The organism is Devosia ginsengisoli, assembly GCF_007859655.1.
GTDB lineage: Bacteria > Pseudomonadota > Alphaproteobacteria > Rhizobiales > Devosiaceae > Devosia > Devosia ginsengisoli.
This window is the reverse complement of the sequence record NZ_CP042304.1, coordinates 2,523,803-2,546,113: the sequence shown is the minus strand read 5'-3', so window position 1 is coordinate 2,546,113 and position 22,311 is coordinate 2,523,803. Positions and strand designations below refer to the sequence as shown.

General features: G+C 63.1%; 17 protein-coding genes and 2 pseudogenes. 13 read left to right on the top strand and 6 right to left on the bottom strand.

The features are described from left to right. Positions 1-26 precede the first annotated feature (26 nt). A complete protein-coding gene (locus tag FPZ08_RS12450; RefSeq protein WP_146290320.1) occupies positions 27-956 on the bottom strand; it encodes a LysR family transcriptional regulator in 930 nt (309 codons plus the stop codon). Positions 957-1,081: 125 nt separating this feature from the next. Between FPZ08_RS12450 and FPZ08_RS12445 the strand changes: the two genes are divergently transcribed. Then, positions 1,082-1,366, top strand: a complete 285-nt coding sequence (locus FPZ08_RS12445; RefSeq protein WP_146290319.1) for a type II toxin-antitoxin system RelE/ParE family toxin — start codon at positions 1,082-1,084, stop codon at positions 1,364-1,366. Continuing rightward, on the top strand, positions 1,338-1,652 hold the full coding sequence (locus tag FPZ08_RS12440; protein ID WP_146290318.1) for a HigA family addiction module antitoxin: 315 nt from the start codon (positions 1,338-1,340) through the stop codon (positions 1,650-1,652). The genes FPZ08_RS12445 and FPZ08_RS12440 overlap by 29 nt, the downstream gene beginning before the upstream one ends. On the opposite strand, the pseudogene trhO reads toward FPZ08_RS12440, so the two are convergent. Further along, positions 1,649-2,669 (bottom strand): annotated as a pseudogene (gene trhO, locus FPZ08_RS12435) (oxygen-dependent tRNA uridine(34) hydroxylase TrhO). The gene FPZ08_RS12440 and the pseudogene trhO sit on opposite strands and share 4 nt — an antisense overlap. A gap of 82 nt (positions 2,670-2,751) precedes the next feature. Here trhO and FPZ08_RS12430 point away from each other — a divergent pair. From FPZ08_RS12430 to FPZ08_RS12420, 3 genes are all read left to right on the top strand, one after another. Then, on the top strand, positions 2,752-3,789 hold the full coding sequence (locus FPZ08_RS12430; RefSeq protein WP_146290317.1) for an aldo/keto reductase: 1,038 nt from the start codon (positions 2,752-2,754) through the stop codon (positions 3,787-3,789). Positions 3,790-3,799: 10 nt separating this feature from the next. Continuing rightward, on the top strand, positions 3,800-4,774 hold the full coding sequence (locus FPZ08_RS12425; RefSeq protein ID WP_146290316.1) for an aldo/keto reductase: 975 nt from the start codon (positions 3,800-3,802) through the stop codon (positions 4,772-4,774). Positions 4,775-5,025: 251 nt separating this feature from the next. Continuing rightward, the gene (locus tag FPZ08_RS12420) at positions 5,026-7,932 is read left to right on the top strand and encodes an insulinase family protein (protein WP_146290315.1); all 2,907 of its coding nucleotides are present in this window, start codon (positions 5,026-5,028) and stop codon (positions 7,930-7,932) included. A gap of 139 nt (positions 7,933-8,071) precedes the next feature. Here FPZ08_RS12420 and FPZ08_RS12415 read toward each other — a convergent pair whose 3' ends face one another. After that, complete coding sequence (locus tag FPZ08_RS12415) at positions 8,072-8,404, bottom strand: hypothetical protein (protein ID WP_146290314.1); 333 nt, start codon at positions 8,402-8,404, stop codon at positions 8,072-8,074. A gap of 256 nt (positions 8,405-8,660) precedes the next feature. Between FPZ08_RS12415 and FPZ08_RS12410 the strand changes: the two genes are divergently transcribed. From FPZ08_RS12410 to FPZ08_RS12400, 3 genes are all read left to right on the top strand, one after another. Then, positions 8,661-9,668, top strand: a complete 1,008-nt coding sequence (locus FPZ08_RS12410) for a ligase-associated DNA damage response exonuclease (RefSeq protein ID WP_146290313.1) — start codon at positions 8,661-8,663, stop codon at positions 9,666-9,668. Next, on the top strand, positions 9,665-11,242 hold the full coding sequence (locus tag FPZ08_RS12405; RefSeq protein WP_146290312.1) for a cisplatin damage response ATP-dependent DNA ligase: 1,578 nt from the start codon (positions 9,665-9,667) through the stop codon (positions 11,240-11,242). Before FPZ08_RS12410 ends, FPZ08_RS12405 begins: the two co-directional genes overlap by 4 nt. Before the next feature lie 165 nt (positions 11,243-11,407). Then, positions 11,408-11,695 carry a UvrB/UvrC motif-containing protein gene (locus FPZ08_RS12400; RefSeq protein ID WP_210246791.1) on the top strand — a complete coding sequence of 96 codons (288 nt, stop codon included), beginning with the start codon at positions 11,408-11,410 and terminating at the stop codon, positions 11,693-11,695. Between the two features lie 109 nt (positions 11,696-11,804). Here the strand turns inward: FPZ08_RS12400 and FPZ08_RS22360 are convergent, their stop codons facing one another. The 3 genes and pseudogenes from FPZ08_RS22360 to FPZ08_RS12390 all read right to left on the bottom strand — a co-directional run bounded on the left by FPZ08_RS22360 (position 11,805) and on the right by FPZ08_RS12390 (position 13,902). Further along, complete coding sequence (locus FPZ08_RS22360; protein WP_246132907.1) at positions 11,805-11,984, bottom strand: MerR family DNA-binding protein; 180 nt, start codon at positions 11,982-11,984, stop codon at positions 11,805-11,807. A gap of 62 nt (positions 11,985-12,046) precedes the next feature. Continuing rightward, positions 12,047-12,184, bottom strand: a pseudogene (locus FPZ08_RS22355) (MerR family DNA-binding transcriptional regulator); the annotation flags it as partial. An 8-nt stretch (positions 12,185-12,192) separates the two neighbouring features. After that, positions 12,193-13,902, bottom strand: a complete 1,710-nt coding sequence (locus FPZ08_RS12390; protein WP_146290311.1) for a long-chain-fatty-acid--CoA ligase — start codon at positions 13,900-13,902, stop codon at positions 12,193-12,195. A 463-nt stretch (positions 13,903-14,365) separates the two neighbouring features. On the opposite strand from FPZ08_RS12390, the gene FPZ08_RS12385 reads away from it, so the two are divergent. From FPZ08_RS12385 to FPZ08_RS12370, 5 genes are all read left to right on the top strand, one after another. Continuing rightward, positions 14,366-16,822, top strand: coding sequence for an acyl-CoA dehydrogenase (locus FPZ08_RS12385; RefSeq protein WP_146290310.1), 2,457 nt, complete (start codon positions 14,366-14,368; stop codon positions 16,820-16,822). Positions 16,823-17,000: 178 nt separating this feature from the next. Further along, positions 17,001-18,962: a 3-hydroxyacyl-CoA dehydrogenase NAD-binding domain-containing protein gene (locus FPZ08_RS12380; protein WP_146290309.1), complete on the top strand. Its 1,962-nt coding sequence runs from the start codon at positions 17,001-17,003 to the stop codon at positions 18,960-18,962. A 1-nt stretch (position 18,963) separates the two neighbouring features. After that, entirely contained in the window at positions 18,964-20,247 is a 1,284-nt protein-coding gene (locus tag FPZ08_RS12375) for an acetyl-CoA C-acetyltransferase (RefSeq protein WP_146290308.1), read from the top strand. Next, positions 20,244-20,399 (top strand): hypothetical protein, encoded by a 156-nt coding sequence (locus FPZ08_RS21975; protein WP_186766974.1) that lies wholly within the window; start codon positions 20,244-20,246, stop codon positions 20,397-20,399. Before FPZ08_RS12375 ends, FPZ08_RS21975 begins: the two co-directional genes overlap by 4 nt. Positions 20,400-20,659: 260 nt before the next feature. Continuing rightward, positions 20,660-22,276, top strand: a complete 1,617-nt coding sequence (locus tag FPZ08_RS12370; protein ID WP_246132641.1) for a peptide ABC transporter substrate-binding protein — start codon at positions 20,660-20,662, stop codon at positions 22,274-22,276. Positions 22,277-22,311 lie beyond the last annotated feature (35 nt).

The following is a 22,311-nucleotide window of genomic DNA, read 5'->3' as shown; positions in this document are numbered from 1 at the left end:
CGGCGCGCAGCGCCGGGTGAGGCCTTTCACGCCGCCCCCTTCAATGTCTCCAGCCGGTTGTCCACGATCACGCCGACGCTTTCGCATTCGCGGGCAATCTCGGCCACGAAGGCCGATAGCATGGGGCGCTCCAGCGCGGCGGCGGAGCGCACGACCATGGCGGTGTCGCGGTGCAGCGGTTCGAAATCGACGGGGGCGATTTCCACCAGCCGGCCGGCCTTCACATCGTCGGCCACCGCCGAATTGACGAAAAAGCCCAGGCCCTGGCCCTTGATGGCCAGCCGTCGTGCCGGGCCGGTGGGCAGTTCGACGCTGGTCCGGGCCAGGCGCACCAGGGCGGCGGCGGTTTCGGGCTCGGCCTGCCACCAGCGCAGCGAGATGACGCGCGGGACCAGCGCCAGCACGTCCTCGATGCCTGGCTGGGTCGGGAGTTGCGCTGCGATTTCGGGCGCGACGACCAGCGGCACGCGCTCGCGCATAATGACCAACGGCACCAGATCGACCACCAGCGGATCGATATTGGGCCAGCACAGGATGCCCATTTCGACGTCGCGCTCATGCAGCATGGCGGCGATCTGGGCCTGGCGGCCTTCGCTGACCACGACATCGACACCGGGATATTGCTCCTGGAAGCGCAACAGGGGCTCGGTGATCAGCGGCGAGACGAGGCTGCGCAGCGAGGCGATGGCGATGCGGCCGCGTTCCACCCGCCGCAGGGCCTCGCGGCCCTCCTGCGCCGTGCCGATGATGCGCCGGGCAAAGGGCAGGAAGGTCATGCCCTGATCGGTCAGCGACAATGTGCGACCGCGCCGGAACAGGGAGACGCCGAGCAGGTTTTCCAGCGCCCTGATGCGCATCGAGGCAGTGGCCTGGGTGATGTTCAGATAGGCGGCCGCGCGGGTAAAACTCTGCTCCCGCACGATGCGGTCAAAGGTGCGAAGCTGGTCGAGGTCCATTGGATTTTCTTATGATGTCGGTGGTCTATCAGGGAAGAATTTGACCTTAGCATTGGTAAATATGATGGGAAAGAGGCTTAGCTGTAACGAGTTGCGTTATATAACGGATAGCGTTATAGTTCCGCATGATCCGTGGCTTTGCCAGTGTCGAGACGGAATTGATCTGGTCGGGCCGCCGCAGCCGCAAGCTGCCGCCCGAAATCCAGGCTGTCGCCTTGCGCAAACTGCGTCTGCTCAATCAGGCGCAGGTGTTGCAGGATTTGCGCGTTCCACCCGGTAACCGCCTCGAAGCGCTCAAGGGCAATCGCGCCGGCCGGCACAGCATCAGGATCAACGATCAGTGGCGCATCTGCTTCATCTGGCAGGAAGGAGGCCCGAGCGATGTCGAAATCGTCGACTACCATGACTGAATTGCTGCCCAATCCGCATCCGGGCGAAATCCTGCTCGAAGAGTTTCTCAAGCCCCTGCTGCTGAGCCAGAACGCCTTGGCGCGGGCGGTGCATGTACCGCCGCGCCGTATCAACGAGATCGTGCTCGGCAAGCGGGCCGTCACGGCTGATACCGACCTGCGGCTGGCGCGGTATTTCGGCATGTCAGAGGGCTTTTTCCTCGGCCTGCAGGCCGACTACGACCTGATGGAGCGGCGGCGGGAACTTGGGGACGATCTGAGCGCCATCGAGCCGCGGGCAGCTTAGCCCGCCTTGTTCCGTACTCGTGAGGCTTCGGCCAGAGCCTGTTTGGCGGCTTTGCGTGCTGTTGCCACGGTTGCGGCGTCGTCGCCGAGATGGGCGGTGCCGCGTTGGCGGGCGAGGTCGATCTGGCGTTGGCGTTCGGTGGCGGCGGCGTGTTTTTCGGTGTCGCCGGCGCAATGGGGGCAGCTCGACGCCCTCGACATAGTCCGGGGTGGCGCGGTCGGCTGCCGTGAGCGGGTGGCGGCAGGCGCGGCACAGGGTGGCGTCGCCTTCGACGAGGCCATGGGTGACCGAAACGCGTTCGTCGAAGACGAAGCATTCGCCGCTGAAGCGGCTTTCGCTTTCGGGCACGGTTTCGAGATATTTGAGAATGCCGCCCTTGAGGTGGAACACTTCCTCGAAGCCCTGGCTGAGCAGATAGCTCGAGGCCTTTTCGCAGCGGATGCCGCCGGTGCAGAACATGGCGACCTTCTTGTCCCTGACGGGATCGAGATGGGTGGCCACGTAATGCTTGAACTCGGTGAAGTTCCTGGTCGCCGGATCCAGTGCGCGCTGGAAGGTGCCCAGGCCGACTTCGTAGTCGTTGCGCGTATCGACCAGCACCACGTCGTTGCGGGCGATGAGGCCGTTCCAGTCCTCGGGCTCGACATAGGTGCCGACCGTCTTGGAAGGGTTGGCCTCGGGGGCACGCAGGGTGACGATTTCGGGCTTCAGCCGCACTTTCATGCGCAGGAAGGGCATGGCGCTGGCGGTGGAATATTTGACTTCGGCGCCGGCCAGCCGACCGGCGAATAGCGTGCCCGACAACAGCAGGTCGGCCAATGCATCGATGGCTTCCGCGGTGCCCGCCACCGTGCCGTTGATGCCTTCGGGGGCCAGGATCAGCGTGCCCTTGATGTCGCGGGCGCAGCAGAACTGGGCCAGGAGCGGCTGGATGGCTTCGGCATCAGGCAGGTCGGCGAATTTATAGATTGCCATCACCTTGTATGGCTGGATGGCTTGGGGCAGATTAGCGTTCATATTGCGCGTCGGTTTCGTCATCGGCCCGCTCATACCATTGCCCGCTCACCGGGCCAAATCGAGAAATCACCGGGAGACGACCATGACCTATCGGGCCGATACGGCGCGCTATGACACGATGCAATACCGGCGCTCGGGCCGGTCCGGGCTCAAGCTGCCTGTCATCAGCCTCGGGTTGTGGCAGAATTTCGGTGGTACGCGCGACTATCCCAGCGCCATGGAAATCCTCGGCTATGCCTTCGACCAGGGCATTACCCATTTCGATCTCGCCAATAATTATGGGCCGCCGGCCGGCTCATCGGAGGAATTGTTCGGCCAGGTCATCACCCGCGATTTCCGGCCGTATCGCGATGAGATGATCGTTTCCACCAAGGCTGGCTATAATATGTGGCCGGGGCCTTATGGCGAATTCGGCAGCCGCAAATATGTGCTGGCCAGCCTCGACCAGTCGCTCAAGCGGATGGGGCTCGACTATGTCGATATCTTCTATTCGCACCGCTACGATCCCGAAACGCCGCTGGAGGAAACCATGGGGGCGCTGGCCCATGCGGTGCGATCAGGCAAGGCGCTCTATGTCGGCATTTCCAGCTATCCGGAAGCCGAAACGCGCGAGGCCCATCGCATCCTCAAGGAAATGGGCGTGGCGACCACCATCCACCAGCCCAGCTATTCGATGATCAATCGCTGGATCGAGAAGGATCATACGATCGAGGCCTGCGGGGAACTGGGCATCGGCATCATCGCCTTTTCGCCGCTGGCGCAGGGCGTGGTGTCGGGCAAGTATAATTCGGGCAACAAATCGGGCACGCGCGGGGAAAATCCCAATGGGTCGCTGCGCGCCAGCCATATCGAGCCGCGCGTGCTCGCGGCGGTCGACCGGCTGGGGGATATCGCTCATAGCCGCGGCCAGACCATGGTGCAACTGGCGCTATCCTGGGTGCTGCGGCGGCCGGAAATGACCTCGGCACTGATCGGGGTGCGCAATCTCGACCAGCTCAAGGACAATCTGGGCGTGCTCAACAATCTGAGCCTGTCGGGCGAGGAAATCGCCGCTATCGACGAAGCGACGAAGGACGGGCAGATGGAACTGCATCCACGCCCCACCGGTTGGCTGAGGTAGGAGGACAAAGATGAAGACACGGCTGCTGGGTAAGACGGGTTACGAAGTCAGCGAAATCGGGTTGGGCTGCTGGCAGCTTGGCGGGGATTTCGGGCCGGTGGGGGACGAGACGGCGGGGGCTATTCTCGATGCGGCCAATGCTGCCGGCGTCAACTTCTGGGATACGGCCGATGTCTATGGCGGGGGGCTGAGCGAAAGCCGGATCGGGGCGCATGCCAAGGGGCCCGGCGTGCATGTGGCGACCAAGCTGGGGCGTGGCAGCGGGCTGTTTCCCGACAAATATTCCAAGGACGGCATTCGCGCGAGCCTCAAGGGATCGGCCGAAAGGCTGGGCGTGGCGGTGCTAGACCTGGCGCAACTGCATTGCGTGCCGCGGGCCGTGCTGGAGGATGGCGCCATTTTCGGCTGGATGGACGAACTCAAGGCCGAAGGGCTGGTGCGCCATTGGGGCGCCAGCGTCGAGACGATCGCGGAGGGGCTGATCTGCCTGGAACAGCCCGGTTGCGCCACTCTGCAGATCATCTTCAACCTGTTCCGGCAGGATGCGGCCAAGGACTTGTTGCCCAGGGCGGCGGAGAAAAATGTCGGCATCATCGTGCGGCTGCCGCTGGCCAGCGGGCTGCTGAGTGGCAAGTTCGACAAGACGACGCGGTTCGATGCCAGCGACCACCGCAATTACAATGCCGATGGCGAGGCTTTTTCGGTGGGCGAGACGTTTTCGGGCATCCGCTTCGAACGCGGGGTGGAACTGGTGGGTGAATTGCGCGGGCTGGCGCCCGAGGCCATGCCGATGAGCCAGTTTGCGCTGCGGTGGATATTGGACCATCCGCAGGTGAGCACGGTCATTGCCGGGGTGAGCAAGCCGGAGCAACTGGCGGACAATGTGGCGGCCAGCACGCACAAGAGCCTGTTCCCCGCGCTGATAGGGCAGCTGGGGGAGTGGTATGAGAAAGAAGTGAAGCCGGCGATCCGGGGCGAGGTTTAGGGCACGCCGATCTTCGCGCCATGCCGGCCTGCAAATGGCCGTGCCCTGCGCTTCCGGTGCTCACGTACTGGAGTACGCTCCGCTCCGGTTCTCGGGCACAGCCATTTTCGACTCGGCCTGACACGAAGCTCAACATGCCCTCTGTGCCACGTTCTGGAAGGGGAGAGGCTCAGAGTTTGGTGAGCCCCTAGCGCATTGCGCTTCACGTCCCTACCTTGTCCCTAACAACAAGAACCCTGCCGAGTAGTTTCATGTCCCATCCTGCTTTCGAACTCATCCGCGACGAACAGATCGCGGAGGTGAACAGTCAGGCGCTGCTGTATCGGCATCGCAAGACCGGGGCGGAGGTGCTGAGCCTCGTCAATGACGACGAGAACAAGGTGTTCGGTATCACCTTCAAGACGCCGCCGGAGGATTCGACCGGCGTGGCGCATATCCTGGAACATTCGGTGCTGTGCGGGAGCCGGAAATATCCGGTGAAGAAGCCGTTCGTGGAGCTGATCAAGGGGAGCCTCAACACCTTCCTCAATGCCATGACCTTCCCGGACAAGACGGCCTATCCGGTGGCGAGCCAGAATCTCAAGGATTTCTACAACCTGGTCGATGTGTATCTGGACGCGGTGTTCTTTCCGCTGATTTCGGAAGACACGTTCCGGCAGGAAGGCTGGCATTACGAGCTGGAGGATGCCGGCTCGCCCCTAGTCTATAAGGGCGTGGTATTCAACGAGATGAAGGGCGTGTTTTCGTCGCCCGACGCTGTCATGCGCGATATTTCGCAGCGCTCGCTTTATCCTGACGTGACCTATGGCAAGAGCTCGGGGGGCGACCCCAAGGCCATTCCCGCGCTGAGCTACCAGCAGTTCAAGAAATTTCACCAGACCTTCTATCATCCGTCCAACACGCGGGCGTTCTTCTCCGGCGATGACGATGCGGGGCAGCGGCTGGCGATACTCGATGCGTATTTCAGCCAGTTCGAGCGGGCGCCTGTCGATGCGGAGGTGAAGCTGCAGCCGCGGTTCAATGCGCCGCGGTCGGTGGTGGCGACCTATGCCGGCACGAAAGATGAGGGCAAGGCGCGGGACGGGATGGTGTCGGTCAACTGGATGATCGATCCGCCCGAGGATCGGACCGAGGCGCTGAGCCACGGCATGCTGAGCTATCTGCTGGCGGGCAATCCGGCCGCGCCCCTGCGCAAGGCGCTGACCGAGAGTGGGCTGGGCGAAGGCATCACCGGCGGCGGGATCGGCTCGGGGCTGCGGCAGCCGATGGCGAGCTTTGGCATGAAGGGGATCGACCCCCAGGATGCCGGCAAGGTCGAGGCGCTGATCCTGTCGACGTTGGAAGAAATTGCCGAGAAGGGCTTCGCCCCCGAGCAGCTCGAGGCGGCAGCCAATACGTTCGAGTTTTCGCTGCGCGAGAACAATACCGGGTCCTATCCGCGCGGCATGGTGTACATGTTCAACGCGCTGGGGACGTGGCTGCATGAGGGGGATCCCTTGGGGCAGCTCAAGTTCGAGGAGGCGCTGGCCGCGCTCAAGGAGAAGGCCGGCAAGGGGCATTTCGCGGGCGAAATCCGCCGGTTGTTCCTCGACAATATGCATCGCACCACGGTGACGCTGAGCGCCGACCCGGAGCAGGGGGCGCGGGAGGCGGCGAAGGAAGCTGAGATCCTGGCCGGGGTGCGGGCCGGGCTGGATGAGACGGCGCTGCAAGCCACTGTCGCCGAGACCGAGCGGCTCAAGGCGTTGCAGGAAGAGGTGGATGATCCGGCGCTGCTGGCGAAGATTCCGACGCTTGGTCTGGGGGATTTGCCGCGGCAATCGCGGACGGTGCCGATCGAGGTCGGGCATCTAGGCGAGGCGCGGCTATTCTACCACGACCTGCCGACGCTCGGGATCGTCTATCTCGATCTGGGTTTTGACCTGCATGTGCTGGAGAAGGACCTGCTGCCCTATCTGCCGCTGTTCGGGCGGGCGCTGTTGCAGACCGGGACCAGCAAGGAAGACTTCGTTTCGCTGACGCAGCGCATCGGGCGTTCGACGGGCGGCATTGCGCAGCATCGGGGCCTGTCGGCGCGGCAGGGCAGCGATGGTAGCGCGGCGTGGTTTTTCCTGTCGGGCAAGGCGGTGCCGGACAAGCATGAAGAAATGCTCGCCATCATGGGCGATGTGCTGCTCGATGCGCGACTGGATAACCGGGCGCGGTTCAAGCAGATGGCGCTGGAGGAAAAGGCCGGTTTCGAGGCGCGGCTGGTGCCCTCGGGCAATGCCATCGTCAATACGCGGCTCAATGCCGGGCTGACCGAGGCGAGCTGGATTGCCGAGCAGTTGGGCGGGGTGAGCTATCTGCAATTCCTGCGCGAGCTGGTGCAGCGGGTGGAGAACGACTGGGACTCGGTCGAGGCGGCGCTGAAGCGCATTCGCGATACGCTGTTCAACCGTGGGCGCATGGTGGTGAATGTGACCGCCGATGGGGCGCTGTGGAACCGGGCGCGCGGGGAGATCGAGGGCTTCCTGGAGCGGCTGCCGGATGGGGATTTTGCCTTTGCCGACTGGGGAATCGACTATGCGCCGAAGTCGGAGGGGCTGATCATTCCAGCGCAGGTCAATTATGTGGGCAAGGGGGCCAATCTGCGGGCGCTCGGCTTCGAGATGACAGGCGCGTCGGCGGTGGTGCTGAAATTCCTCAACACGACCTATCTGTGGGACAAGGTGCGGGTGCAGGGCGGGGCCTATGGCGGGTCGAGCCGGTTCGACCTGACCTCGGGCAATTTCAGCTTCTTGAGCTATCGCGATCCGAACCTGCTGAAGACGCTGGACGCCTATGATGGGGCGAGCAAGGCGCTCAAGGCCGGGATTGGCGAGAATGACCTGACGCGCTCGATCATCGGGGTGATCGGGGATGTGGACGGGTATGAATTCCCCGATGCCAAGGGCTATTCGTCGATGTGGCGGCAGTTGACCGGGACGACGGATGCGATCCGCCAGCAGCGGCGGGATGAGATATTGGGGACATCGGTGGCCGATTTCCGGCGCATGGCGGAGGCGGTGGACGCGGTGGCGCAGCATGGGCATGTGGTGGTGCTGGGCGGGGAAGCGGCGATCACGGCGGCGAACGAGAAGCGGCCGGGGCTGCTTGAGGTCAGCAAGGTGATGTGAGGGCTTTGCGGGCACGCCCTCGTGGTTCGAGGCGCTGAAGAAGCGCACCTCACCATGAGGGCTACTGGGACACCGCGCCAAGAGTAGCCCTCATGGTGAGGCGGGAGCGTAGCGACCCTCGAACCACGCGGGCGTGGCACTAAGCCGTCTTGTCCACCACGGCCCCGGTATCGGTGGAGGCCTGGAGGGCTTCCATCATGCGGCGCTTGATTTCGTCTTCGACGACCTGGCGGTCTTCGGGGGTCATGCCGGCGACGTCCGCTTCGCTCATTTTCATGTCTTCGAGGATCTTGTCGCGCAGGCGTTCCAGCGGGGATTTTCTGGCGATTTCGAGGAATTCTTCCTCGGCGGTTTTGGGCTGGAGCGGGGCGCTATCCTTTGAGCCGAACTGGTTGCTCAGCGGGAAGGACCGCATATTGGCGGAAACGGAAAAGGACATGGTTGCCTCGGCGGGATAGATGCCGGAAGTCATTCAAGTTTTATGCCATTGTCGGGGCGGCGGAATTGTTGGGTTTTGGCCGCTGCTGACAGGGGCTGGCAGGGCTGGGCGGCAGATTGTGCCGGTTCATATCTGCCTGTTGGGACAATCGGAGCATGGGATGGCGCAGGACCCCTCACCCGTAATTTCTTCTGGACGAAGAAATTACCCCCTCTCCCGCAAGGGGCGAGGGGTGATGACTGCGGCTTCGGTGTGAACCTGATCTGGGCAATTTGCGTTAGGAAGTGCCATGGCCAGTCCTATCCTTGACCGGAACCTGCATATCAGGGCGATCGACGCCTATATCGACCCCTCGGTGCCGCGGGAGCGGGCGATTGTTACGCATGGGCATGCGGACCATGCGCGGAGCGGGCATGGCGCGGTGCTGGCGACGCCGGATACGATTGCCATCATGAAGGTGCGCTATGGCGAGGATTGCGCCGGCAGTTTCGAGGCGCTGGATTTTGGGGTGCCGTATCGGATCGAGGATGTGACGATCACGTTTTATCCGGCCGGGCATATTCTGGGGTCGGCACAAGTGCTGGTGGAGCAAAGCGGGCAAAGGGTGGTCGTGACCGGCGACTACAAGCGGCTCGCTGATCGGACGGCGCAGCCCTATGAGCTGGTGGAATGCGACCTGCTGGTGACGGAGGCGACGTTCGGGCTGCCGGTGTTTCAGCATCCCCATCCGAGTGTGGAGATTGCGCGGCTGCTGAAATCGGTGGCGGACCAGCCCGAGCGGAGCCATCTGGTCGGGTGCTATGCGCTGGGTAAGGCGCAGAGGGTGATTGCGCTGCTGCGCGATGCGGGGTGGGACGCGCCGATTTATCTGCATGGGGCGATGCTGCGGCTGTGTGCGCTCTATGAGGAATTGGGGGTGTCGCTGGGGGATTTGCGGCCGGCGCTGGATGTGCCCAAGGCGGACCTGGCGGGGCAGATCGTGATCGCGCCGCCCTCGGCGATCCGGGACCGGTGGAGCCGGCGCTTTCCCGATCCGGTGACGTGCCAGGCGTCGGGCTGGATGAGCGTCAAGCAGCGGGCACGGCAGGCGCTGGTGGAATTGCCGCTGGTAATTTCGGACCATTGCGACTGGGGCGAGTTGCAGCAGACCATCCATGAGACGCACGCGGAGACCGTGTGGGTGACGCATGGGCGGGAGGATGCGCTGGTCTATTGGTGCCGGACGCAGGGATTGCAGGCCGAGCCGCTCAACATCCAGGGCTTCGAGGACGATGGCGGGGAGGGCGCAGAGGAATGAAGCGCTTTGCCCAATTGCTGGAACTGCTGGCGCTGACGCCGTCGCGGACGCGCAAGCTGACGGCACTGACGCAGTATTTCCGCGAAGTGCCGGACCCGGACCGTGGCTATGCGCTGGCGGTTCTCACGGGGGCGCTGAGCTTTCGCAATGTGAAGCCGGCTTTGCTCAAGGAGACCGTGCTGCGCGAGGTGGATGAGACGCTGTTCGCCATGAGCTATGATTATGTCGGGGATCTGGGCGAGACGATCGCGCTGATCTGGCCGCATCATGGGGCGGAGGGCGATCTGCCGTCACTCACCAAGCTCATCGAGTTGTTCAATACGACATCGAAGGCTGAGCTGCCGAAGCTGATTGCGGGGCTGCTGACGCAGGCGGGGATCAATGAGCGCTGGGCGCTGGTGAAGCTGGCGACGGGGGCCTTGCGGATCGGGGTTTCGGCGCGGCTGGCCAAGACGGCGCTGAGCGAAATGAGCGGGGTTGATGTGCAGGAGATCGAGGAAGTGTGGCATGGGCTCAAGGTGCCTTATCTCGATCTGTTTGCCTGGCTGGATGGGAAGGCGGGGCGGCCGGATATCGACCAGTCGGCGCGGTTTCATCCGCTGATGCTGAGCAATCCTATCGACGAGGAGAAGGACCTCGGCAAGCTCGATCCGCAGGATTTTTCGGCGGAGTGGAAGTGGGACGGGATACGGGTGCAACTGGTGTTGGGCGGGGGCACGGTGTCGCTGTTTTCGCGCACGGGGGACGATATCGCGGCGGCCTTCCCCGATGTGGTCGAGAATGTGCAAGGGCTGGGCGTGCTGGATGGCGAATTGCTGGTGGGACGGGATTTCGAGGCGGGTTCGTTCAACGATTTGCAGCAGCGGCTAAACAAGAAGGTGGCGAGCGCCAAACATCTCAAGGAAAGCCCGGCGTTTATCCGGGTCTATGACATGCTGTTCGATGGGCGGGAGGATATCAGGGCGCTGGGTTGGACCGAAAGACGGGCGCGGCTGGAGGCGTGGTTTGCGGGCAATCCGCAGAGCAGGCTTGATCTGTCGGAGGTGCTGCCGTTTGCGGATTGGGAGGACCTGGCGCGGCAAAGGCGGCAGGGGGCCGATGAGCATGGTCATGAGGGGGTGATGATCAAGCTCAGAACCTCGCCCTATGTGCCGGGGCGGCCCAAGGGCTATTGGTTCAAGTGGAAGCGGGACCCCAATGTGGTCGATGCGGTGCTGATGTATGCGCAGCGCGGGCATGGCAAGCGGAGTTCGTTCTATTCGGACTATACGTTCGGCGTGTGGAAGGGGAATGAGATCGTGCCGGTTGGAAAGGCCTATTTCGGGTTCACCGATGAGGAGCTAAAACTGCTCGACAAGTGGATCAGGGCCAATACCACGGCGGCGTTCGGGCCGGTGCGCGAGGTGAAGAAGGAGCTGGTGTTCGAGGTGGCGTTTGACTCGGCGCAGGAGAGTACGCGGCATAAGTCGGGGGTGGCTTTGCGGTTTCCGCGGATCAGCCGGATACGGTGGGACAAGCCGGCGAGCGAGGCGGCGACGCTGGAGGATATGATGGTGTTTATTGGGACGACTTAGAATGCATTGATGTGCAGGTGATGCCGGCCTGCAAACGGCAGGCTTCTGCGCTTCCGGTGCTCACGTACTGGAGTACGCTCCGCTCCGGTTCTCGAAGCCCACCGTTTTCGACTCGGCCTGACCTGCATCTCAACGCATTCTCCGTGCCTAACCAAGGAGGCATAGATGTCATCACGATCCATTCATGAGCGCCTTGTGGTGCTGGGCAAGCAGATGGCTGAGGCGGCTGAGGCAATGGATTTCGAGAAGGCGACTGCGCTGCGCAATGAGATGGCGCGGATCAAGGGGGAGGCGCCGGTGCAGGCGGGTGATCCCGATACGGTGACGGTCAGCCAGCCGCCGCCGGGGGCGATGGGGCTGGGTACGCAGGTGCCGGTGCGGCAGCCGCCCAAGGGGTGGGTGAAGCCGAAGAAGCCGGATTTGATGACGAAGAATGTGAAGGGGCGGAAGTAGGGCGCTACGCTTTCCCCGCTTCTGAACGTGAGGAGAGCCCGACACCCCTCATCCGCCCTTCGGGCACCTTCTCCCTCAAGGGGAGAAGGGGAAAGCCGCGGGCTCCGCGTTACCCCGCCTTGTCCAGGCGTTCGTCGGCGAGTTTCCGGATTTCTTTCAGTTCGGCGATGGTGGTCTGCAAATCCTGGAGCTGGGCTTCGAGGGAGGCGAGGCGTTCGTCGACCTTGGCGGTGAGGAGGTGGACCTGCTGGGAGCGATTGGCGTCGTAGAGGCTGAGATAGTCGGAGATGTCGCGCAGCGAAAGCCGAGGCGCTTGCCGCGCAGGATGAGGATCAACCGGGCGCGATCCCGGCGGCGGAAGATGCGGGTGGCGCCGACGCGTTCGGGGGCGAGCAGGCCCTTGGCTTCGTAGAAGCGGATGGCGCGGGTGGAGATGCCGAACTCCTTGGCGAGGTCGGCAATGGCGAACAGGTCGCGGTTTTCGGACACGGGACGGTTCACTTCCTGGCTCTCGTCTGGGCGTATTCCTCACGCAGCTCTTTCTTGGAGAGCTTGCCGATGAGGGTCTTGGGGAGGGTATCCTTGAAGATGATTTCCTTGGGCATTTCGATCTTGTTGAGGCGCTCGGCAAGAAATTTCTTCAAGTCGTCTTCGGTGACGGCGTGGTCGGCCTTCAGCTTGACATAGGCGACGGGCGCCTCGCCGCGATATTCGTCGGGGACGCCGATGACATTGGTTTCCTCGACGGCGTCATGGGTCATCAGCGCTTCCTCGATGGTGCGGGGATAGACGTTGAAGCCCGAACAGATGATGAGATCCTTGATGCGATCGACGAGGAAGACATAGCCCTCTTCGTCCATATGGCCGACATCGCCGGTGCGCAGCCAGCCATCCATGAAGGCGTCGCTTGTCGCTTGGGGATCGTCGTAGTAGCCGGCCATGACCTGGGCGCCCTTGACCTGCAATTCGCCATCCTCGCCAATGCCCACGGGCTTGCCGCTATCGACGTCGACGAAGCGGATATCGGTGCCGGGGAGGGGCTGGCCGATGGACATGTCCTTGTTCACGCCGTGGAACTGGCCGCAGCAGACCACCGGGGAGGCCTCGGTCAGACCATAGCCCTCGATGAGCTGGGCGCTGGATTTTTTGGCGAAGGCCACGCGCAATTCGCCGGGCAGGGCGGCGCCGCCGGAGACGATCAGCTCGATACTGTCCAGCTGCTCGCGAGTCACGGTGGCGTTGTTGGCCAAAGCAGAGATCAGCGTCGGCACGGCGGGCATGAGGTTGGGCTTGGCGCGCACCAGTAGAGCCAGGAAGCCCTTCAGCTCGAAGCGCGGCAGCATGTAGACGACCATGCCTGATCGTAGTGGCATGTTGAGGCAGGTGGTCATGGCGAAGATGTGGAAGAAGGGCAGGACGGCGATGGCCTTGTTGCCCGGCTTGAACATGGTGGTGAACCACTTGGCCGACTGATCGGCATTGGCGGCGATATTGGCGTGCGTGAGCAGGGCGCCCTTGGGAATGCCGGTCGTGCCGCCGGTATATTGCTGGACGGCGATATCGTTTTCTGGGTCGATGACCACGGCGTCCGGGGTCTCGTTGCGGTCGAGCATGTCGTGGAACCAGGTGACCCGGTCGCGGATCGGGGAGGCGCTCAGCCTAGCCAGGTCCTTGCGCTTCGCCACGGAGAAGAGGATTTTCTTCACCAGCGGCAGCGCATCGGGGAAATGGCAGAGGATGATGGATTTGACCTGGCCGGCCTCGACCAGCTTTTCGGCCTTTTCGTAGATCTGCTGCAGGTCCAGCGTGATCATGATCTCGGCGCCGGCATTGGCGGTGATGTGGCCAAGTTCGGGGACGGTGTAGAGCGGGTTGCAATTGACCACGGTGCCGCCGGCACGGAGCACGCCATAATAGGCGATGGGGTAGAAGGGCGTATTGGGCAGCATCAGCGCGACGCGGCTGCCCTTGGTGACACCGAACTGGCGCTGCAGGGCGCCGGCAAAGGCGATGATCTTCTTGGCCAGGTCGCCGAAGGTGGTGGTGCCGCCCAGGAAATCGAGGGCGGTGGCGGAAGGCGTCCGGGCGCAGGCGGCGAGGACCTGTTCATGCATGGGTCGGGTATCGACCTGGATGTCCCAGACCATGCCGTCGGGGTAGTTGGCAATCCAGGGACGGAGCGGGGCGGCGGTATCGGTCGTCGTCATGGCTAGGGTTCCTCCGGAATGTGCCGATTCTGGCACGGGCTTGCTGCCCAGTTGTGTGACGAATATTTCATGGCTTTACGTTAGCGTCAAACAGATGCCCGAGCCTGTGGATGGGGTGGGGGTTGGACGTATGGGGCAGGGGGGAGGCGTATAAGCTCGATCGTCACCCTCGGGCTTGACCCGAGGGCTCTTTACTTATCGGACGCACAGCAAGTGCAGACCCCTCGGGTCAAGCCCGAGGGTGACGCGCGGTGAGCGCGGAGCGATTGAGTTCAAACAGACGTAATCGGCATTTAGTTGACGTATACGTAAACCTTGCTAGACTGGCCTCAACAATCAGGGCTGGTCGCGCTATGATCCCGGTGCGACGGGCCGATCGGCCGAACGATTCGGCGAGGTCTGACGTTCCGGGGATTGAGTTGCTCGGCCCTGCTGGCGCGAGCGACGCCATGGAGGGCATGTCGTGATCTTTGCGCTTATCGCCATCAGCCTCGTCATCTTCGCCGTGCTGGCCATGCGGGAAAGTCCGCTATGGCAGTGGGGACTAGCCGTATTGGCCATCGGATTGCTGTCCGGCATCAGCGCGGCCGGCTATGGGCTGGGGGCGGGGAGCATCGTGCTGCTGGTCATCGGCGCGGTGATGCTGCTGCTGAGCGTCGCTGCCATCCGCAAGCCGCTGCTGATCACGCCGATCTATGGGGCGGTCAAATCCATATTGCCGCGCGTGAGCCGCACCGAACAGGAAGCGCTCGATGCCGGGACGGTGGGCTGGGATGCCGAGCTGTTCTCGGGGCGCCCGGACTGGAGCAAGCTGACGTCAATTCGTCCGCTGACCCTGACGGAGGAAGAGCAGGCTTTCCTCGATGGGCCGACCAACGAGGTCTGCGCCATGATCGACGATTGGGATACGCGCAATAATCGCGCGGATCTTTCGCCCGAAGTCTGGCAGTTCCTCAAGGACAAGGGTTTCCTCGGCATGCTGATTGCCAAGGAGCATGGCGGACTGGGCTTCGGGGCGCAGGCACAGTCGATGATCGTTTCCAAGATCGCCAGCCGCTCGGTGGCGGCGGGGATCACGGTCATGGTGCCCAATTCGCTCGGGCCGGGCGAGCTGCTGGAAAAATACGGCACGACGGAACAGAAGGAAAAGTATCTGGGGCGGCTGGCCAGGGGCCAGGAAGTGCCGTGCTTTGCGCTGACCGGCGTGCATTCGGGGTCGGATGCCGGCGGGATGCGCGATATCGGCGTGGTCACCCGGGGGAATTATCAGGGCAAGGACGTGCTGGGCGTGCGCCTGAGCTGGGACAAGCGCTATATCACGCTGGCGCCGATCGCCACTTTGGTGGGGCTGGCCTTCATTCTCAAGGATCCGGACAATCTGCTCGGCAAGGGCGAGAATATCGGCATCACGCTGGCGCTGGTGCCGCATGACCATCCCGGCGTCGAAATCGGCCGCCGGCATTTCCCGGCGCGGCAGGCCTTCATGAACGGGCCGACCAGCGGCACGGATGTGTTCATTCCGATGGATTTCCTGATCGGGGGCACCGACTATGTTGGGCAGGGCTGGCGCATGCTGATGGAATGCCTGTCGACCGGGCGCGCCATTTCGCTGCCGGCCATCGGGTCCATTTCGATCAAGCAGAGCCTGCGGGTCACGTCGGCCTATGCGCGGGTGCGGCGGCAGTTCGGCATTCCGGTCGGCATCATGGAAGGCGTGGCCGAGCCCTTGGGCGAGATGATCAAGCGCGCCTATACGTTCGAAGCGGCGCGGCGGCTGACGGCATCCATGGTGGACGAAGGGCAGCGGCCGGCGGTGATTTCGGCGCTGCTGAAATACCGGACGACCGAAGCGATGCGCGACAGCGTGGACGATGCTTTCGATATTCATGGTGGCCGCGCCATCCAGGACGGGCCGGGCAATTACCTGTTCGGCGGCTATATGGCGACGCCGGTGGCCATCACGGTGGAAGGCGCTAATATATTGACGCGCACGCTGATGACCTTTGCACAAGGCGTGCTGCGGGCGCATCCGTTTCTCTACAAGGAAATCGAGGCGGCGCAGAATGCGGACCGGAAGGCGGGGCTCGACCAGTTCGACAGCGCGTTCGGTGGCCACACGAAATTCATGCTGCGCAATATCGTGGCCAGCTTCCTGCATGGTCTGACCAATGGTGCCTTCGCTTCGACGCCGAACCAGGGGGTGATGGCGGGCTGGTATCGCAAGCTCCATCGCTATGCGCAGGCCTTTGCGCTCACCGCCGACTGGACCACGGTGTTCCTGGGCGGGCAGCTCAAGCGCAAGCAGAAGATTTCCGGCCGCATGGCCGATATATTGAGCGACCTCTATCTCATGTCGGCGACCCTGCGCCGCTTCGAGGACGAAGGGCAGATCGCCGAGGACAAGCCGCTGGTCGACGCCATCATGGCGGACCGGATCGCGGCGATCGAAACGACGTTTGGCGAAGTGTTCGCCAACTTCCCCAATGCACTGTTTGCCTGGGCCATGCGGGTGCTGTGTTTCCCGCTGGGGCGGCATGCCAAGCCGGCGAGTGATCGGGTGAACTATCGCTTCGTGCGGGCCGTGCTGCGGCCGGGGGCGTTCCGCGACCGGCTGACCACGGGGACCTATGTATCCATGGACCCGCAGGACGTTACGGGCGTGCTGGAAGATGCCTTCATCAAGGTGACCGAGGCCGAGGAAGTGGAGGCCAAGTTCGTCAAGGCGGCGCGCAAGGGCGTGATCGAACGGCGGCTGGACCGCGATGCGATCGACGATGCGGTGGCGGCCGGGGTGCTGAATGGCAATGAGGCCGGGATCATGCGGGCGGCGGATGAGGCGACCGATCGGGCCGTGGCAGTGAACGACTTTGCGCCGGATGAGTTGGCTTCGGAGAGCAAGCACAAGGTGGCGGCGGAATAGGGACTGCGTTTGCAGTCGACTCCCTCCCCCTTGTGGGGAGGGATCAAGGGTGGGGGTTCTGGCAGCAAACGCGGAGCGTGGAATACCCCCACCCTCATTCCCTCCCCACAAGGGGGAGGGAAGCCTGGCCGGTGGATGGGCGGGAATGGCGCAAAGTCCAAGACGCAGAGGAGCGAAAATGATCCAGCCGCAGATGCCCGAGACGAAGAACTGGCGCTTCCACCGCGATGTGGAGAATCTGGGTTGGCTCACCATGGATACGCCCGGCGCGCCGGTGAATACGCTGAGCCGGCAGGCCATCATGGAGCTCGAACAGCTCGTGGAACGGTTCGAGGAACTGGCGCAGACCGGGGAACTGGTGGGCGTGATCCTGCTGAGTGGCAAGGATAGCGGATTCATTGCCGGCGCGGATGTTTCCGAATTCGACGCGATGAGCGATTTTTCGGTGCTGCCGGAGGCGCTGAAGCGCACGCATGCTTTGTTCGCGCGGATCGAGGCGCTGAAGATACCCATGGTGGCCGGGATCCATGGCTTCTGCCTGGGCGGCGGGCTCGAACTGGCGCTGGCCTGCCATTATCGGGTGGTGGTCAATGACGACAAGACGCGGATCGGGTTTCCGGAAGTGAATCTGGGCATCTTTCCGGGCTTTGGCGGCACCGGAAGGTCCATCCGCCAGGCGGGGCCGGTCGATGCGATGGGGATCATGCTCACCGGGCGCATGCTCAAGGCCGGTGCGGCCAAGGGCATGAACCTGGTCGACAAGCTGGTGCGCCACCGCGACATGCTGGCATGGGAAGCGCGCAAGGCGGTGTTGCAGAAGCGGAAAGCGGTGGGTGCGGCGCCGTTCCAGAAGCTGATGGCGATGGGGCCGTTGCGCAGCTATGTGGTCGGCAAGATGCGCGACCAGGCGGGCAAGAAGGCGCGCAAGGAGCATTATCCGGCGCCGTTTGCGCTGATCGACCTGTTCGAGAAGCATGGCGACGACTGGAAGGCGATGATCCGCGGCGAGATCGACGCCTTCGTGCCGCTGATGGGAAGCGATACGGCGAGCAATCTGCGGCGGGTGTTCTTTGCCTCCGAAGCGCTCAAGAAGCAGGGGACCAAGGGCGTTAAGTTTGCCCGGGTGCATGTGATCGGGGCGGGCGTGATGGGCGGGGATATTGCCGCCTGGTGCGCCTTGCGCGGCATGAGCGTGACGCTGCAGGATCTCGACATGGAGCGTATCAAGCCGGCGCTGGATCGCGGCAAGAAGCTGTTCAAGAAGCGGCTGAAGAAAAAGCACGAGGTGGATGCGGCGGTGCTGCGGCTGGAGGCCGACCCGGAGGGCAAGGGGGTTGGCCGGGCCGATGTGATTATCGAGGCGGTGGTGGAAAAGCTCGAGGTCAAGCAATCGATCTTTGGCGGGCTGGAAGACCGGCTCAAGCCGGGGGCGATCCTGGCCACGAATACGTCGTCCATCGAGCTGGAACGGATTGCGGAAAAGCTGAAGGCGCCGGAGCGGCTGATCGGGCTGCATTTCTTCAACCCGGTGGCGCAATTGCCGCTGGTCGAGGTGATCCGCTCGACGTTCAATACCGATGCCGAAATCGGCAAGGGGGCGGCCTTTGCGCTGGCCATCGGCAAGAGTCCGGTCGTGGTGAAGTCGGCGCCGGGGTTCCTCGTGAACCGGGTGCTGATGCCCTACATGCTGGGCGCGGTGGAGCGGGTGGAGCGGGGCGAAAGCAAGGAATTGCTCGATGCGGCGGCCATGGCCTTCGGCATGCCGATGGGGCCGATCGAATTGATGGATACTGTCGGGCTCGATGTCGGCAAGTCGGTGGCAACCGAGCTGGGGCACGCTGTGCCCGAGGGGTCCAAATTCGACGCGTTGGTCAAGGCGGGCAAGCTGGGTCGCAAGACGGGCGAGGGCTTCTATAAATGGGTCGATGGCAAGGCGCAGAAGGGCGAGACGCCCGCGCATGCCGACCTCGCAGGGCTGGGGCGTGAACTGGTCAAGCCGCTGGTCGACATGACCGAGGTGGTGGTGGCCGAGGGCGTCGTCGCCAATGAGGGGCTGGCCGATATCGGGGTGATCCTGGGGACGGGCTTTGCGCCGTTCCTTGGTGGCCCGCTCAAGGCAAGAAAAGACGGGAAGGCGTAAGATGACTGAACTTCGCAAGGTTGCCATTGTCGGTTCGGCACGCATTCCGTTTGCGCGAGGCAATACCGCCTATGTGGCGGAAACCAATCTCTCCATGCTGGGCACGGTGCTGGCGGGGCTGGCCGACAAATATGGGCTTAGGGGTGACAAGGTGGATGAGGTGATGGCGGGGGCCGTCATCAATCATTCCAGGGATTTCAACCTGGCGCGCGAGGCGCTGCTGGATGCCGGGCTGTCGCCGCGCACGCCGGGCACGACGATGCAGATTGCCTGCGGCACGAGCCTGCAGGCGGCGCTGGTGCTGGCGGCCAAGATCGCCGCGGGCGAGATCGACAGCGGCATTGCCGCGGGGTCGGATACAGTGAGCGACAGCCCGATCGTTTTTGGCAACAAGTTCCAGCATCGGCTGCTCGACGTGAACAAGGCGCGCAGCACGGGCGAGAAATTTAAGGCGTTCAAGGGATTTTCCTTCGGTGAGCTGACGCCGGTGGCGCCTTCGGTCAACGAGCCGCGTACCGGGCTGTCCATGGGCCAGCATTGCGAATTGATGGCGCGCGAATGGGGCATTACGCGGCAGGCGCAGGATGCGCTGGCGGTGGCCAGCCATCGCAATGCCGCCAAGGCCTATGACGAGGGGTTCCACGACGATTTGCTGGTGCAATGCGCGGGCCTCGTGCGGGACAATAATGTGCGGGCCGACGCCAATATCGAAAAGATGGCGACGCTGAAGCCGGCTTTCGACAAGTCGAGCGGCCACGGCACGCTGACGGCGGGTAATTCGACGCCGCTGACCGACGGAGCATCGTCGGTGCTGCTGGCGAGCGAAGAGTGGGCCAAGGCGCGGGGGCTGCCCATCCTGGCCTATCTCACCACCGGTCGGGTGGCGGGCAATGACTTCGCCCATGGCGAGGGGTTGCTGATGGCGCCGACCATTGCGGTGAGCGAGATGTTGGCGCGGCACAATCTGGGCTTTGCCGATATCGACTATTTCGAGCTGCATGAGGCGTTTGCGGCGCAGGTGCTGTGTACGCTCAAGGCCTGGGACGATGCGGATTACTGCAAGACGGTGCTGGGGCGTGATGCGCCGCTGGGGCCGGTCGATCCCGGCAAGATCAATATCAAGGGATCGAGCCTGGCCTATGGGCACCCGTTTGCTGCGACCGGTGCGCGCATTCTGGGGCTGACGGCCAAGATGCTCTCGACGGAGCCGGGAAAACGCGCTTTGCTGAGCGTCTGTACTGCCGGCGGCATGGGTGTCGCTGCATTGGTTGAAAGCGCCGCATGAGCGATAATGTCGTCAAATTCCGCCCGATCGAGAAGAAGCCGGACCCCAACAAGCCCAAGCCCGGCATGCCGGGCTGGCTGCCCTGGGTGGTGCTGATCGCCGCTGCGGTGGCGATCACGGCCGTGCAGCAGGCAGGGTGGTTGGGCGGCTAAATTAGCACGCTGTTCCGCGGATCGTGATCGGGGTGCAAAGCCATTCCGGGTTTTTTGGTGTGCACAGTGTGTTAATAATCCGGCCAGCCTTGACGCTTAGGTCAATCTTTTGCTTGTCAGTGGACGGATTTGCGTAATACCGTCCAGCAATCTTGACCGGGGGATAAAATCCGCCGGCCGCAAGAGCTTTTGAACTCCGCAGCGCCTACGACTGCGGGAAAAAGACGATTTCGGGAATTCCACAAGGAGATGGGACGAGAATGAAAATCACGCAAACCCTGACCGCGGTAGCGACCGCCGGCGCCATGGCGCTGCTCATGAGCAGCGCTGCCTCGGCCGTAACGCTCAACATGATGAACGGCTCCGAGCCTGGTTCGATCGACCCGCATCAGGCGTCGGGCGACTGGGAAAACCGCATCATCGGCGACTATATCGAAGGCCTGATGACGGAAGACGCCAATGCCGAGGCCGTTCCCGGCCAAGCCGAAAGCTACACCATCTCCGACGACGGCCTGGTCTATACCTTCACCTTGCGTGACGGCATCCAGTGGTCGGATGGCACCCCGGTGACTGCCGGCGACTTCGTGTTCGCCTTCCAGCGCCTGTTCGATCCCAAGACCGCTTCGGACTATGCCTACCTGCAGTTCCCGATCGTCAACGGTTCGGAAATCGCCGAAGGCACCGTGACCGATTTCAACGAACTGGGTGTGAAGGCCCTCGACGACAAGACCGTCGAGATCAGCCTCGAAGGCCCGACGCCGTTCTTCCTGCAGGCGCTGACGCACTACACCGCCTATCCCGTGCCGAAGCACGTGATCGACAAGGTCGGCAGCGAATGGACCAAGGTCGAGAACATCGTTTCGAACGGCCCCTATACCCCCACCGAGTGGGTGCCGGGCAGCTACATCAAGTCGGTCAAGTCCGAGACCTACTGGGATGCCGCCAATGTCCAGATCGACGAAGTGAACTACTTCGTGCAGGACGACCTGGCCGCCGCCCTGTCGCGCTACCGCGCCGGTGAATACGACATCCTGACCGACATTCCGTCGGACCAGGCTGACTGGATCAAGGAAAACCTGCCGGGCCAGGACTATTTCGCCCCGTTCCTGGGCATCTACTACTACGTGATCAACCAGGAAAAGGCGCCGTTCGACAATGCCGACGTGCGCAAGGCCCTGTCCATGGCGATCAATCGCGACGTGATCGGCCCCGACGTGCTGGGCACCGGCGAACTGCCGGCCTATGGCTGGGTGCCGGAAGGCACTGCCAATTATGAAGGCGTCGAGCCCTACCAGCCCGAATGGATCGGCCTCTCCTACGAAGAGCGCGTGGCGGAAGCCAAGGGCATCATGGAAGGCCTGGGCTATACCTCGGCTTCTCCGCTGGCCGTGCAGCTCAAGTACAACACCAATGACAACCACCAGCGCATCGCCGTGGCGATCGCGTCCATGTGGGAGCAGATCGGTGTGAAGACCGAGCTGTTCAACTCCGAAACCGCCGTTCACTACGACGCCCTGCGCGCCGGTGACTTCGATATCGGTCGTGCCGGCTGGCTGCTGGACTATTCGGACCCGTCCAACACGCTCGACCTGCTGCGCACGGGCATCATGCAGGACGGCGCGATGAACTGGGGCAACAACTACGGCCGCTACTCGAACGAAGAGTTCGACGCGCTGATGGACCAGGCCACCACCGAGCAGGACCTGGCCGCCCGCGCCAAGCTGCTGGGCCAGGCCGAGACGATCGCGATGGATGAAACTGCCGCTTTCCCGATCTACTGGTACATCGCCCAGAACGTGGTGTCGCCGAAGGTCACCGGCTTCGTCAGCAACGCGTCGGATATTCACCGTACGCGCTGGCTGTCCAAGTCCGAGTAATCGCCTAGAACCGGCGGCGTCGCCCCTTGGGAGGG